The following is a 12,957-nucleotide window of genomic DNA, read 5'->3' as shown; positions in this document are numbered from 1 at the left end:
CGAACGAGAGGATGCGATGACGGCCGCCCCCGCGACAGCCCCCACCCTTCCCACGCTGGAAGAGTTGCAACACTGGACCTGGGTGATGGGCCGGGCGCAGCAGATGATGATGGAGGCCGCGCTCTCGCCGCCGCCGGAGGGCATGCCGGTGGTGCCGGGCTTCAACGACCCGGCCACCATGGGCCGGGTCCGCGACTTCTGGTCCGATTCGATGGCGCTGTGGCAGCGCTTCGTCGACCCCGCCGCCGAGCCGAGCGTGGCCCCCAAGCCCGATCGCCGGTTCAAGGCCGAGCAGTGGCAGTCGCCGCTCTTCGACTGGATTCGGCAAAGCTATCAGATGATCTCCGACCATATGCTTCGCGGGGTCGACGCGCTGGAGGGCGTGGACCCGAAGCAGAAGGAACAGATTCGCTTCGCCGCGCGCGGGTTCATCGACGCGATGAGCCCGACCAACTTTCCCGCGACCAACCCGGAGGTGCTCGACAAGATCGTCGAGACGCGCGGCGAGAATCTGCTCAAAGGCCTGCAGAACATGCTGGCCGACCTGGGTCGCGGGCAGCTGACCCACAGCGATTCGCGCGCGTTCGAGGTGGGGCGCAATCTCGCCGCCACGCCGGGCAAGGTGGTCAAGCGCACCGACCTGTACGAGCTGATCCACTATACCCCCACCACCGAGCAGGTGGCGGCGGTGCCGATCGTGATCTTTCCGCCCTGGATCAACCGCTTCTACATCCTCGACCTCGCGCCCGAGAAGAGCCTCATCAAATGGCTGGTCGATCAGGGGTTCAGTGTCTTCATGGTGTCGTGGAAGTCCGCCGACGCCACGATGAAGGACGTGATCTGGGACGATTACGTTACCGCGCAGGTCGAGGCGATCGATACGGTGCGCGATCTGCTGGATGTCGAGTCTGTCCACACCGTCGGTTACTGCGTGGCGGGCACGACGCTGGCCGCGACGCTGGCTTGGCTGTCGGCGAAAGGCGAGGCGGAGAAAGTCGCCAGCGCCACCTTCTTCACTGCGCAGGTCGATTTCTCCAAGGCGGGCGAGCTGCTGCACTTCGTCGATGACGAGCAGCTGAAGATGATCGCCGCGCTGTCGCCCGAGGGGTATCTGGACGGCCGCTATCTGGCGATGACGTTCAACCTGTTGCGCGGGCGCGACCTGATCTGGAACTACGTCACCAACAACTATCTGCTGGGGCGCGATTATGTGCCGTTCGACCTGCTCCACTGGAACGGCGACGTCACCAACCTGCCCGCCAAATGGCACCTCGCCTATCTGACCGACCTGTACCGCGACAATCTGTTGATGACGCCCGGTGCGATGAGCGTCGGCGGCGTCGCGCTCGACCTGACCAAGGTTTCCACCCCCGCCTATGTCCAGGCGGGCCGCGAGGACCATATCGCCCCACCCGAAAGCGTGTGGAAGATCACCGAGGCGTTCAACGGCCCCTTGCGCTTCGTGCTGGCCGGGTCGGGCCATATCGCGGGCGTGGTGAACCCGCCTGCGGCAGGCAAATATCAATATTGGACCAACGACCAGCCCGCCGCCACGTTGAGCGAGTTCGTCGCGGGCGCGACCGAGACCAAGGGAAGCTGGTGGCCGGACTGGGCCGCCTGGCTACGCCAGCGCGACTCCGCGACCGTCGCGGTCACGGGTGCGCGGGTGCCGGGCGAAGGCGCGCTGCCCGCCCTCGACGAAGCGCCCGGACGCTACGTCAGACAGCGTTAGTTTCGGTTTTGTTGCACTGCACAATAGACTTGATTCCGTTGCCGCGAATCGCTATTGTGCAGCGCAACAAATCGGGAGAGTGCTGTTGGACAAGGACAAGCCGACCGTTCCCGCCGCCAAGGCGGTGGCCAAGCCTCGTCGCGTGACCAAGCCGGTCGCCGCCAAGACGCTGCCCGGTCTCCCCTCCGATCCCAAGCCTGCGGTCACGCCGCCCGTCGCCAAGACGGTGGCGCCCGCCGCATCGGCCAGCCCCGGCCTGCCGCTGACCTCTACGGCCAGCGCCGCCGAAAAGTCCGCCGCTCCGGTGGCCGCCCCCGTGGTCGCCAAGGTGGCGAAGCCCGCTCCGGCGCCCAAGGCTCCGGCCAAGCCGGTAGTCGAGGCTCCTGCCCCCGCGGCGAAGCCGGTCGAGGCGGCCAAGCCCGCCGCGTCGGTCACGCAGCCTGTCGCTCCGGCGGCTGCCGAACCGGCCAAGCCCGAGATTTCTTCCCCGACCGCCGCGGTTTCGGCGGACTCAAAGCCCAAGGACATCATCATGGACGCCACGAGCACCATCGAAAACGCCGCCAAGGACACCGCCGCCAAGACCCAGGCCTTCTTCGGCGACGCCCAGGCCCGCACCCAGGCCGGCATGGAAAAGAGCGCCAAGCTGTTCGAAGACATGATCGCCTTCAACAAGGCCAATCTGGAAGCCGTCGTAGAATCGTCGAAGATCGCCGCCAAGGGCGCCGAGACGCTGGGCCAGGGCGCGGCCGACTATGCCAAGCGCACCTTCGAGACCGCGACCCAGACGCTGCAGACGCTGTCGTCGGTCAAGTCGCCGACCGAGTTCATGAAGCTCCAGTCGGACTTCGCCCGCTCGGCCTTCGACTCGATGGTCGCCGAAACCTCGCGCTCGACCGAGCACATGATGAAGCTGGCCGGCGAGATCGCCCAGCCGCTGAGCAACCGCGTCGCGGTCGCCGCCGAGAAGATGAAGACCGTCGCGTAATTCGCGCAGGTCCTTTGTGGAAAGGAAGGGGGCGGTCGCGATGCGGCCGCCCTTTTTCGTGCCGTTCGATGGGGCATCGCCTGGGGCCCTGCCCTCCCCCATCCCCTCCCGCCTGCGGGAGGGGAGCGGCAAGATCAAAGGGTTCGATCAATTCGTGAGCGCGGCTCTTGGCGCGCCCCTCCCGCCAGCGGGAGGGGATGGGGGAGGGAAAGGAGTCTCACCGAGACCACCTCCCAAGATCAACCCAACCCCACTGGCATCCCACGCCCGCAACGCCTACATTCCCCCCATGTCGTTCTTCGGCCGCTTCTCCCCCATGCGCGCGATTCGCGACCTGCGGTTCTTCCTGTCGCAGCGCCAGCCCTATGAGCTGGTGTTCCTGATGATCGCGGTCGGGATCACCGGCTTCTTCATCTACGCCTTTGCGCGCGACGATTATGTGCCGGTGCCGTACAAGCCCAACATCATCTATGTCGAACAATGGCCCGCCGACCGCACCGATGTGCAGATCAGGGCGCAGCAGAAGATCGACTATGTGAAGAAGAAGGAGCGGCTGGCCGAGGAAAAGGCCGCGCAGGATCAGCGCCGCGCCGAGTTCAAGAAGGTCGACGACGCGCTGACCAAGTGGGGCTTCTGACCGACCATCGCTGGATGGGGGCCGCGCTGGCGCTGGCGGATCACGGCGTCGGGCGGACCGCGCCCAATCCCAATATCGGCTGCGTGATCGTCCGTGGGGGCCGGGTGGTCGGGCGCGGCTGGACGCAACCCGGCGGCCGTCCCCATGCCGAGGCGATGGCGCTGGCCGAAGCGGGCGAGGCGGCACGCGGGGCCACCGCCTATGTCACGCTGGAGCCTTGCGCCCATGTCTCGCCCCGTGGCCCCGCCTGCACCGACCTGCTGATCGCCGCCCGAGTCGCGCGCATCGTCGCGGCGATGGGCGATCCCGATCCGCGCACCGATGGCATCGGCTTCGCCCGCGCCCGCGCCGCCGGCATTGCGGTGACGACCGGCGTGCGCGAGGCCGAGGCCCGCGCGATGATCGCGGGCTTCCTGACCCGCCGGGCCAGGGGCCGCCCCTTCGTCACGCTGAAGCTCGCCACCTCGCTCGACGGGCGGATCGCCCGGCCCGATGGCGAAAGCCGCTGGATCACCGGCCCCGAAGCGCGCGCCCACACCCATCTGGAGCGCAGCCGCCATGAGGCGATCCTGGTCGGGCGCGGCACGCTGGAGGCGGATTCGCCCCGGCTCGACGTTCGCCTGCCCGGACTGGAAAGCCGCTCGCCGCGCCGCATCCTGCTTTCCCGCACCGCCGAACCGGGCTGGGAGACCATCCCCTCCCCCGCCGCCACCGCCGATCTGGCCGGCGTCGACCGGCTGATGGTCGAGGGCGGCGCGAAAACCGCCTCCGCCTTCCTCGCCGAAGACCGGGTCGACCGGCTGCTCCTCTACCGCGCGCCGATCCTGATCGGCGAAGGACGCGCGGCCCTGGGGGATATCGGGCTGACCCGGCTGGCGGAGGCGCATGGCCGCTGGCGGCTGGCGGATTCGCGGATGCTTGGCAGCGACCGGTTGGAGGTCTACGAGCGCGACTGATATGTTTACCGGGATCGTCACCGACATCGGCTCCGTCACCAGCGTGGAAACGCGCGGCGACACGCGAGTCGTCATCGCCACCGCCTATGATACGGCCAGCATCGAGCTGGGCGCGTCGATCGCCTGTTCGGGCGTCTGCCTGACCGTGGTCGAGAAAGGCCCCGGCTGGTTCGCGGTCGACGTCTCGGCCGAGACGATCGGGCGGACCGCCGACCAGTGGACGATCGGCCAGCGCCTGAACCTCGAACGCGCGATGAAGCTGGGCGACGAGCTGGGCGGGCATATCGTCACCGGCCATGTCGACGGCGTCGGCCATGTCGTGTCGGTCGCCGAGGAAGGCGGATCGCACCGCGTCTTCGTATCCGTGCCTGCCGACCTTGCCCCCTTCATGGCGACCAAGGGCTCGGTGACGGTCGACGGCGTCTCGCTGACCGTCAACAGCGTCGAGGACGGCGCTGATGGTACGGTCTTCGGCCTGAACATCATCCCCCACACCGCCGCCGTCACCACGCTGGGCGGCATCACCGAAGGCCAGCGCGTCAATATCGAGATCGACGTGCTCGCCCGTTACCTGCAGCGCATGGAGCATTATCGTGGCCGCTGATCCGAACGCCCTGGCCGGTCTGCGGCGCGGTTTCCTCTCCAGCCCCGAAGAGATCATCGACGAGGCGCGGAACGGCCGCATGTTCATCCTGGTCGATGACGAGGACCGGGAGAATGAAGGCGATCTGGTCATCCCCGCCCAGATGGCGACGCCGGAAAAGGTCAACTTCATGGCGCGGCACGGGCGCGGGCTGATCTGCCTGGCGATGACGCGCGAGCGGGTCGACACGCTCGGCCTGCCGCTGATGAGCCCGAAGAACGGGACGCGCCACGAAACCGCCTTCACCATCTCGATCGAGGCGCGCGAAGGCGTGACGACCGGCATCTCCGCCGCAGACCGCGCGCGGACGATCGCGGTGGCGATCGACTCGAGCCACGGCGCCGATGCGCTGGTGACGCCGGGCCATGTCTTCCCATTGGTCGCGCGCGACGGCGGCGTGCTGGTGCGGGCCGGGCATACCGAGGCGGCGGTCGATGTCGCGCGGCTGGCGGGCCTCAACCCTTCGGGCGTGATCTGCGAGATCATGAACGAGGACGGGACGATGGCGCGCATGGACGACCTGGTGTCGTTCGCGCAGCTCCATAACCTGAAGATCGGGACGATCCGCGACCTGATCGCCTATCGCCGCCGCTACGACCATCTGGTCGAGTTGCAGTCCGAAGCCACGTTCGAGAGCGAATGGGGCGGCACCTGGACCGCGCGCGCCTATCGCAACAAGGCGACGGGGACCGAGCAGGTCGCGCTGGTCAAGGGTAAGCTCGACACCGACCAGCCGGTGCTGGTGCGGATGCACGCCCTGTCGCCCTTCGCCGATGTCTTCGGCGAGGCGGGCGCACGTGGCGCCTTGCTCGCCAAGTCGATGCGGATGATCGCCGAGGAAGGCTCGGGCGTGATCGTCGTCATCAACCGCCCGCGCACCGACGCCTTCACCACCGCCGTCCGCCTGAAGGCGGGTGAGGAAGTGCAGATCGATATGGAGGAACTGCGCGATTACGGCGTCGGCGCGATGATCCTGGCCGAACTGGGCGTGCAGGACATGGTGCTGCTGACCAACACCCATCACACGCTGATCGGACTCGACGGCTATGGCCTGTCGATCGTCGGCGAACGTCGTATCGAGAATTTTGAGGGAGACGCCTGATGGCGCATGTGTTGATCGTCGAGGCGCGCTTCTACGAGCATCTGAACGACCTGCTGCTGTCGGGCGCACGCGCTGCGATCGAGGAAGCGGGCCACAGTCATGAGACGATCACCGTCCCCGGCGCGCTGGAAATTCCTGGCGCGGTCGCGATGGCGGCGGATACGGGGCGCTACGACGCGTTCGTCGCGGTCGGCGTGGTGATCCGCGGCGAAACCTATCATTTCGAGATCGTCTCGAACGAGAGCGCGCGCGGCCTGATGGCGCTGACCATGGACGGCCTGCCCATCGGTAACGGCATCATCACCACCGAGAACGAGGCCCAGGCGCTGACCCGCGCCAAGCCCGACGAGAAGAACAAGGGTGGCGAGGCGGCCAAGGCGGCGCTCGCCATGCTGGCGCTGAAGGGCCGGTTCGGGTGACATCGCCCGTCCTCCAGACCGAGCGGCTGACCTTACGTCTCCCCTCGGCGGAGGATTTCGAGGCGTGGGCGGCGTTCCATACCGAGGAAGACACGATGCGCTTCCTCGGCGGCGTCCAGGCACGCGGGGCGGCATGGCGCGGTCTTTGCACCATGGTCGGCGCGTGGAGCGTGCGTGGCTTTGCGATGTTCTCGGTGATCGAGCGCGACACCGGCCGTTGGGTCGGGCGGATCGGCCCGTGGCAGCCCGAGGGCTGGCCGGGGCGCGAGATCGCCTGGGGGGTAGCGCGCGAATTTGCCGGACGCGGCTATGCCCATGAGGCGGCGTGCGCGGCGATGGACTATGCCGTCGATGTGCTCGGCTGGGACCATGTGATCCACACCATCGACCCCGAAAATACGGGCTCGATCAAGCTGGCACAGCGGCTGGGATCGGTGAACGAGGGGCCGGTGAGCCTGCCCGCTCCGCTGGAGAGTTTCCGCGTCGATGCCTGGGGCCAAAGCGCCGACCAGTGGCGGGCGCGGCGAGGAGCACGCGCGCAGTGACCGACATGCCGCCCACCCGCTTTCGCGTCGTCGAGCGGGGTCGGCGGCTGGAGGTCATCGACACCCAGGCGGGCAAGACGCCATCTGCGCGCCGGACCGAGACGCCGCGACCGATGGACGGGAAGACGCCGCGCTTCAAACTCCCCGAAAAGGTCCGCTTCGATGGCGGCGGATCCTGGACGACCGATGGCTTCTACGACGCGAAGGGGCCGCGTACCGTGACGCTGGACGCGGGCGCGATGCGGAGGCTGCGCTATGCGGGCGTCGGATTGGTGGCGGTGGTGATCGTGTGGGCGGCGCTGGGCTTTGCGATTCCGGTCGTGTGGGGGGCACCGCTGCTGCTGCTCAATCCGAAGGTCCGCGAAACGGTACGCGGGCAGGTGACGACCTTCATCGACGGGTTGGATAGCGGGGCATAGCTCGCGCCTCCGTTTCGGGAGGATGGATAGGCACAGTACCCCACCTCCGTTCACGCTGAGCGAAGTCGAAGCGCGCGTTCCGCGTTAGCCGCCAGGGTTTCCCTTGGCCTTCGACTTCGCTCAGGCTGAACGGAAGTAGGGAAAGAAATGCGCTCCCAACGGACGTCTCCCCGGCGGAGGCCGGGGTCCAGATGCCGCCAAGTCTGTTGCTCAACGCGGCCCGTGTCTTCGACAGCGCACGCAACTGGACCCCGGCCTTCGCCGGGGTGGTTGGGGGGCGGGGAGAAACCCCCGCCCTCCCCTCACGCCGCGCGTGCGGCTTCGTCGAGCGTGGGATAGTCGATATACCCCTCCGGCCCCTGGCTATACCAGGTCTTCATATCGCTCTCGTTGAGCGGCGCGTCGGTGCGCAGCCGCTCGGGCAGGTCGGGGTTGGCCAGGAAGGTCCGGCCGAACGCGATCCCGTCCGCGACACCCGAATCGAGCGCGGCCTGCGCCTTTTCACGGCTGTCATAGTCGCTGTTCAGGATCAGCGGCCCCTGGAACACCTTGCGGATTTGCGGCGAAAGCTTGGGCACGTCGCTCGCGCCATAGGTGCCGTCCGGCCCCAGTTCGCGCAGTTCGAGGAAGGCGATCCCCAGATCCGACAGCATCTTGGCAGCGGGCACGAAGACCGAGGCGGGATCGCTGTCGTCCACACCCTGGCTGTCGCCGTTGGGCGAGAGGCGGACACCGACCCGCTCCTTGCCCGCGACCGAGATCACACGCTCGGTGATCTCGCGGAGCAGGCGGATGCGGTTTTCTGGCGAGCCGCCATATTCGTCCTCGCGGTGATTGGCCCCGTCGCGCAGGAATTCGTCGATCAGATAGCCGTTGGCCGCATGAATCTGCACCCCGTCGAACCCGGCGGCCAGCGCGTTGCGCGTCGCCAGTTCGTAATCATCCAGCAGGCGCGGGATTTCAGAGAGTTCGAGCGGACGCGCCGTCTCGAAATCCTGCTTGCCCTCGAAGGTATGCGCCTGCCCCTCGGTGCGGGTGGCCGAGGACGAAACCGGCTGCATCCCCGTGACCGAGCTGTGCACCTGGCGGCCCATGTGCCACAGCTGAGCGACGATCCGACCGCCCGCCTTGTGGACGGCTTGCGTGACGGGCTTCCACCCTTCGACCTGCTCGTCGGTCCACAGGCCCGGCGCATAGGGCCAGCCCAGCCCCTCGCGGCTGATGCCGGTCGCCTCGGAGATGATGAGGCCCGCGCTGGCGCGCTGCGCATAATATTGCGCCATGATCGGCGTCGGCACCGCCTCGCGCGTCGCGCGGGCGCGGGTCAGCGGGGCCATCAGGATGCGGTTGGGGGCGTGGATCGCGCCCAGGTCGATGGGGTCGAAGAGCGTTGGCATCAAAATCAAATCCTTCTGCGGCCTTTCCGGCCTGACGCAACGCAGATAGGGCGTTAAGGGAGCCCATGCCCGTGTCCCGCCCCCCAAGAAAAAGTGAACGGTCTGAAAGCGATGGTCTTTCGGACCGGAGCGGCACCAGTACGACGCCACCGCTGGCCTTCGCCGCGGTCATCCTCGCCAATGTCGCGCTCGCCTTCGGGCCGCTGCTGGTGCGCATGGCGGATACCGGCCCGGTCGCCTCGGCCTTTTGGCGGATCACGCTGGCCGCTCCGGTGCTGGCGCTGGTCGCACTGATCTCGCCCGCGCGGCCGCGTGTGCCGGGCAAGGGGCAGGCGGGGCTGTGGGCGCTGCTGCTGATCGGCGGAGTCGCCTTTGCGGGCGATCTGGGCACCTGGCATATCGGCATCCGCCAGACGACGATGGCCAATGCCACGCTGTTCGGCAATTCGGCGACCTTCATCTTTCCGCTCTATGGCTTCCTCGTGGCGCGCGCCTGGCCCTCGCGGACGCAGGGTATCGCGCTGATCCTGGCGGCGGTCGGCGCGGGGCTGTTGATGGGGCGCAGCTATCAGGTCGATCCGCGCCATCTGGTCGGCGACCTGCTGTGCGTACTCGCCGGGCTGCTCTACGCGGTGTATTTCATCCTGATGTCGCGGGTGCGGACGTCCATGCCCCCGGTCCCGGCGCTCGCCTGGTCGACCATGGCCAGCATCGTGCCGCTGTTCGTCTTCGCCACCCTGCTGGGCGAGCGGGTATGGCCCGATCACTGGAGCGCCCTGATCCTGCTCGCGCTGGGGAGCCAGATCATCGGCCAGGGGTTGATGATCTATGCGCTGGGGCTGCTCAGCCCGCTGGTCGTCGGTCTGGCGCTGCTGGTCCAGCCGATGGTGGCGACGGCGATCGGATGGCTGGTCTATGGCGAGACGCTGGCGCTGCCCGATCTGGTGGGCGTCGCCATGGTCGCCGTCGCGCTGGTGTTGGTCCGGCGCGGATCGACCAGCAAGGCGGTTGCCAAGTCGGGCGATAAGGACGACGGATAAGGATATGACCGAGGCTGCCATGACCGATGTTCACGACCTGACTCTCGACGAGGTGCGCGTCGCGCTGGCCGAGGGGATCGCCTCCAACGCCGCCTTCGACGGCTGGGGCGACGAGGCGCGCGACATGGCGGCGGATGCTTCGGGCATCGACCGCGACATTGCGCGACTCGCGTTCAAGGACGGCGCGGTCGCGATGATCGACGCCTGGTTCGCCGCGATCGACGCCGCGATGGTCGAGGCCGTCCCGGTCGAACACGCCGCGCAGATGAAGATTCGCCAGCGCATCACCGCGCTGGTCGAGGCGCGTCTGGCCGCCGTCGCCCCGAATCGCGAGGCGCTGCGCCGCGCGCTGACCATATTGGCGATGCCGCAGAACGCCGCGACCGGCGCGCGGCTGGGCTGGCGGACGGTCGATACGATCTGGGCGCAGGCGGGCGATACCGCGACCGATTACAACCACTATACCAAGCGCGCGACGCTGTTCGCGGTCTATGCGTCCACCATCGCGGTGTTCCTGAACGACGAGAGCGAGGATCATGCCGACACCCGTGCCTTTCTGGCGCGGCGGATCGAGGGGATCATGCGGTTCGAAAAGTGGAAGGCCGGAGTCGCCAAGCGGGGCGAGAATATGCCGAGTCTGTCGCGGTTTATCGGGCGGCTGCGGTATCCGGCGGTTTGAGGTGATCCCCTTGGCCTTCGACTTCGGCGCGATGTGCCGAAGTTTATCCTGAGTGGCTGGCTTGCCAGCCAGCCGAAGGGCTCAGGCTGAACGGAGCCGGGGAATGGCTGAACCGGGCGAGATATCGGGTCTGGGTACCAACCTCCGTTCAGGCTGAGCGAAGTCGAAGCCCACGCCCCAGCCCCAGCCCCAAGCTCAAACCCGACACCCATTTCACGAACAGGTAATTGATAATCAATCGCACCGGCGTTATGTAGTCCGCATGGCGATGCTCAGCAGTCTCGAAACCCTTCCCCGGCGGCAACCGGCGACCGTGGCCGCGATCGACTGGACCCAGCTGGCGTTGCCCGAAGCGCGCCGTCTGCGCGAACTGGGCTTCGACGAGGGCGTGGGTGTAGAGGTGCTGCACCGTGCGACGCTGGGCGGCGGGCCGATCGCTTGCCGGATCGGCCGGATGACCGTGGCGCTGCGTCGCCGGGTCGCCGCCTCGATCCGCGTCGCGACCGGCGCTTGAGGTCTATCCCAGCATAATGAACGCCGCACCGCTGGTTGCGCTCGTCGGCAATCCCAATGCCGGCAAAAGCGCCCTGTTCAACGCGCTTACCGGCGCGCGGCAGAAGGTGGGCAACTATCCCGGCGTCACCGTCGAGCGTCATTCGGGCCGACTCGTGCTCGAGGATGGCCGCCCGGTCGAGCTGGTCGACCTGCCTGGCGCCTACAGCCTTGACCCCGGCAGCCTGGACGAACAGGTCACGCGCAACGTCGTGATGGGGTCGCAGACGGGCGAGCGCCGTCCCGACGCGCTGGTCGTCGTGGTCGATGCCGCCAATCTCGACAACCACCTGCGCTTCACGCTCCAGCTGATCGCGCTCGGCCTGCCGGTCGTGGTCGCGCTGAACATGGTCGATCTGGCCGAGCGCGACGGGCTGACGCTCGACGCCGACATTCTCGCGCGTGAGCTGGGGGTGACGGTCATCCCGACGGTCGCGGTGCGTCGCCGCGGCCTCGACACGCTGAAGGCCGAGATCGATCGGCTGGTCAGCCAGGAGCGCGCGCATCCGGTCGAGGCCGCCGACCGGATCGACGACATCGTCACGCTGCAGCGCCGCGCGCGGCAGATCGCGGCGACCGCGACCGTGGCCGAGACGCCGACGCGCCGCTGGACGCACATGCTCGACTCGGTCGCGCTGCACCCCATTTTCGGGCCGATCCTGCTGGTCGGGCTGCTCTTCATCATGTTCCAGGCGGTCTTCGCCTGGTCGGAAGCCCCGATCAGCTGGATCGAACAGGGCTTTGTCTGGTTGGAGGCGCAGGTCGGCGCGACCCTGCCCGAGGGCTGGTTCCGCAGTCTCATCACCGACGGCCTGATCGCCGGTGTAGGCGCGGTCATAGTCTTTCTGCCGCAGATCCTGATCCTGTTCCTGTTCATCCTGGTGCTGGAGGCGACCGGATATATGGTCCGTGCCGCCTTCCTGATGGACCGGCTGATGGCGCAGGTCGGGCTGTCGGGACGCGCCTTCATCCCGCTGCTTTCCTCCTTCGCCTGCGCAGTGCCGGGTATCATGGCGACCCGCACCATCGACGACGAGAAGGACCGGCTGACCACCATCCTGATCGCGCCGCTGATGACATGCTCGGCGCGGCTGCCCGTCTATACCATCATCATCGGCGCCTTCATCCCCGAGCGGCAGGTTCTGCCCTTCGTCGGCTTGCAGGGGCTGGTGCTGCTCGGCCTGTATCTGATGGGCATCGTCGGCGCCTTCGTCGCAGCCCTTCTGCTCCGCCGCACCGTCACCAAGGGCGCGTCCTCGGGCTTCATGATGGAGATGCCGAAGTATCAGTGGCCGCATATCCGGGACGTACTCCTGGGCCTGTGGAGCCGCGCGCTGATCTTCCTGAAGCGGGCAGGCACCACCATCGCGCTGACCACCGTCATCCTGTGGGCTCTGCTGTCCTTCCCCAAGCCGCCCGAGGGGTCGGGCATCTCGCCGGTCAATTATTCGATCGCGGGCCGCATCGCGAGCGGGATCGAGGTCCTGGTCCGCCCGATCGGCTTCAACCGCGACATCGCGCTGGCCCTCGTCCCCGCCATGGCGGCGCGCGAAGTCGCCGTGGCCGCCATCGGCACCGTCTACGCCATCGACGATACCGAGCATGAGGGCGGACAGAAGGCGATGACCGACAAGCTCAAGCGCAACTGGTCGCTGCCCACCGCGCTCGCCTTCCTGATGTGGTTCGTCTTCGCGCCGCAGTGCATTTCGACCATCGCGGTGACGCGCCGGGAAACCAATGGCTGGAAGTGGCCCGCCTTCATGGTAGGGTATCTCTTCGTGACCGCCTATGTCATGGCGGGCATCACATACTGGCTGGCCATATTCGCCGGCCTCTAGGCAAGATACA

General features: G+C 67.5%; 14 protein-coding genes. 13 read left to right on the top strand and 1 reads right to left on the bottom strand.

What is annotated here, in order from left to right; all coding sequences use genetic code 11:
* The first annotated feature begins 16 nt into the window (after positions 1 to 16).
* From KV697_RS13105 to KV697_RS13065, 9 genes are all read left to right on the top strand, one after another.
* Entirely contained in the window at positions 17 to 1,732 is a 1,716-nt protein-coding gene (locus tag KV697_RS13105) for a PHA/PHB synthase family protein (RefSeq protein ID WP_219018560.1), read from the top strand.
* Between the two features lie 85 nt (positions 1,733 to 1,817).
* Positions 1,818 to 2,720, top strand: coding sequence for a phasin family protein (locus KV697_RS13100; protein WP_257575326.1), 903 nt, complete (start codon positions 1,818 to 1,820; stop codon positions 2,718 to 2,720).
* Positions 2,721 to 3,036: 316 nt separating this feature from the next.
* Positions 3,037 to 3,357, top strand: a complete 321-nt coding sequence (locus KV697_RS13095; protein WP_257575325.1) for a hypothetical protein — start codon at positions 3,037 to 3,039, stop codon at positions 3,355 to 3,357.
* Between the two features lie 14 nt (positions 3,358 to 3,371).
* Positions 3,372 to 4,313 (top strand): bifunctional diaminohydroxyphosphoribosylaminopyrimidine deaminase/5-amino-6-(5-phosphoribosylamino)uracil reductase RibD, encoded by a 942-nt coding sequence (ribD, locus tag KV697_RS13090; protein WP_219021400.1) that lies wholly within the window; start codon positions 3,372 to 3,374, stop codon positions 4,311 to 4,313.
* A gap of 1 nt (position 4,314) precedes the next feature.
* Complete coding sequence (locus tag KV697_RS13085; RefSeq protein WP_219018558.1) at positions 4,315 to 4,917, top strand: riboflavin synthase; 603 nt, start codon at positions 4,315 to 4,317, stop codon at positions 4,915 to 4,917.
* Positions 4,907 to 6,058, top strand: a complete 1,152-nt coding sequence (gene ribB / locus KV697_RS13080) for a 3,4-dihydroxy-2-butanone-4-phosphate synthase (RefSeq protein ID WP_219018557.1) — start codon at positions 4,907 to 4,909, stop codon at positions 6,056 to 6,058. Before KV697_RS13085 ends, ribB begins: the two co-directional genes overlap by 11 nt.
* Positions 6,058 to 6,477, top strand: a complete 420-nt coding sequence (ribH, locus tag KV697_RS13075) for a 6,7-dimethyl-8-ribityllumazine synthase (RefSeq protein ID WP_219018556.1) — start codon at positions 6,058 to 6,060, stop codon at positions 6,475 to 6,477. Before ribB ends, ribH begins: the two co-directional genes overlap by 1 nt.
* Positions 6,474 to 7,022, top strand: a complete 549-nt coding sequence (locus KV697_RS13070) for a GNAT family N-acetyltransferase (RefSeq protein ID WP_219018555.1) — start codon at positions 6,474 to 6,476, stop codon at positions 7,020 to 7,022. The genes ribH and KV697_RS13070 overlap by 4 nt, the downstream gene beginning before the upstream one ends.
* The gene (locus KV697_RS13065) at positions 7,019 to 7,441 is read left to right on the top strand and encodes a hypothetical protein (protein ID WP_219018554.1); all 423 of its coding nucleotides are present in this window, start codon (positions 7,019 to 7,021) and stop codon (positions 7,439 to 7,441) included. The genes KV697_RS13070 and KV697_RS13065 overlap by 4 nt, the downstream gene beginning before the upstream one ends.
* Positions 7,442 to 7,743: 302 nt before the next feature.
* On the opposite strand, the gene KV697_RS13060 is transcribed toward KV697_RS13065, so the two are convergent.
* Complete coding sequence (locus KV697_RS13060; RefSeq protein WP_219018553.1) at positions 7,744 to 8,838, bottom strand: alkene reductase; 1,095 nt, start codon at positions 8,836 to 8,838, stop codon at positions 7,744 to 7,746.
* 65 nt (positions 8,839 to 8,903) lie between these two features.
* Between KV697_RS13060 and KV697_RS13055 the strand changes: the two genes are divergently transcribed.
* The 4 genes from KV697_RS13055 (at position 8,904) to feoB (ending at position 12,947) form a co-directional block, all read left to right on the top strand.
* Positions 8,904 to 9,878, top strand: coding sequence for a DMT family transporter (locus tag KV697_RS13055; protein WP_219018552.1), 975 nt, complete (start codon positions 8,904 to 8,906; stop codon positions 9,876 to 9,878).
* Between the two features lie 4 nt (positions 9,879 to 9,882).
* Positions 9,883 to 10,557, top strand: coding sequence for a COQ9 family protein (locus tag KV697_RS13050; protein WP_219018551.1), 675 nt, complete (start codon positions 9,883 to 9,885; stop codon positions 10,555 to 10,557).
* A gap of 262 nt (positions 10,558 to 10,819) precedes the next feature.
* Positions 10,820 to 11,071 carry a FeoA family protein gene (locus tag KV697_RS13045; RefSeq protein WP_042488197.1) on the top strand — a complete coding sequence of 84 codons (252 nt, stop codon included), beginning with the start codon at positions 10,820 to 10,822 and terminating at the stop codon, positions 11,069 to 11,071.
* A 16-nt stretch (positions 11,072 to 11,087) separates the two neighbouring features.
* Positions 11,088 to 12,947 (top strand): ferrous iron transporter B, encoded by a 1,860-nt coding sequence (gene feoB / locus KV697_RS13040; protein WP_219018550.1) that lies wholly within the window; start codon positions 11,088 to 11,090, stop codon positions 12,945 to 12,947.
* The last annotated feature ends 10 nt before the right edge of the window (positions 12,948 to 12,957 follow it).

The organism is Sphingomonas sanguinis (assembly GCF_019297835.1).
Taxonomy (GTDB): Bacteria; Pseudomonadota; Alphaproteobacteria; order Sphingomonadales; family Sphingomonadaceae; genus Sphingomonas; species Sphingomonas sanguinis_D.
This window is presented reverse-complemented; position numbering and strand designations above follow the sequence as displayed.

Coding starts and splice junctions, on each gene's coding strand:
- KV697_RS13105 (WP_219018560.1), top strand. CDS start 17: ATGACGGCCGCCCCCGCGACAGCCCCCACCCTTCCCACGCTGGAAGAG.
- KV697_RS13095 (WP_257575325.1), top strand. CDS start 3,037: ATGCGCGCGATTCGCGACCTGCGGTTCTTCCTGTCGCAGCGCCAGCCC.
- ribD (WP_219021400.1), top strand. CDS start 3,372: ATGGGGGCCGCGCTGGCGCTGGCGGATCACGGCGTCGGGCGGACCGCG.
- KV697_RS13085 (WP_219018558.1), top strand. CDS start 4,315: ATGTTTACCGGGATCGTCACCGACATCGGCTCCGTCACCAGCGTGGAA.
- ribH (WP_219018556.1), top strand. CDS start 6,058: ATGGCGCATGTGTTGATCGTCGAGGCGCGCTTCTACGAGCATCTGAAC.
- KV697_RS13060 (WP_219018553.1), bottom strand. CDS start 8,838: ATGCCAACGCTCTTCGACCCCATCGACCTGGGCGCGATCCACGCCCCC.
- KV697_RS13055 (WP_219018552.1), top strand. CDS start 8,904: ATGCCCGTGTCCCGCCCCCCAAGAAAAAGTGAACGGTCTGAAAGCGAT.
- KV697_RS13050 (WP_219018551.1), top strand. CDS start 9,883: ATGACCGAGGCTGCCATGACCGATGTTCACGACCTGACTCTCGACGAG.
- KV697_RS13045 (WP_042488197.1), top strand. CDS start 10,820: ATGGCGATGCTCAGCAGTCTCGAAACCCTTCCCCGGCGGCAACCGGCG.
- feoB (WP_219018550.1), top strand. CDS start 11,088: ATGAACGCCGCACCGCTGGTTGCGCTCGTCGGCAATCCCAATGCCGGC.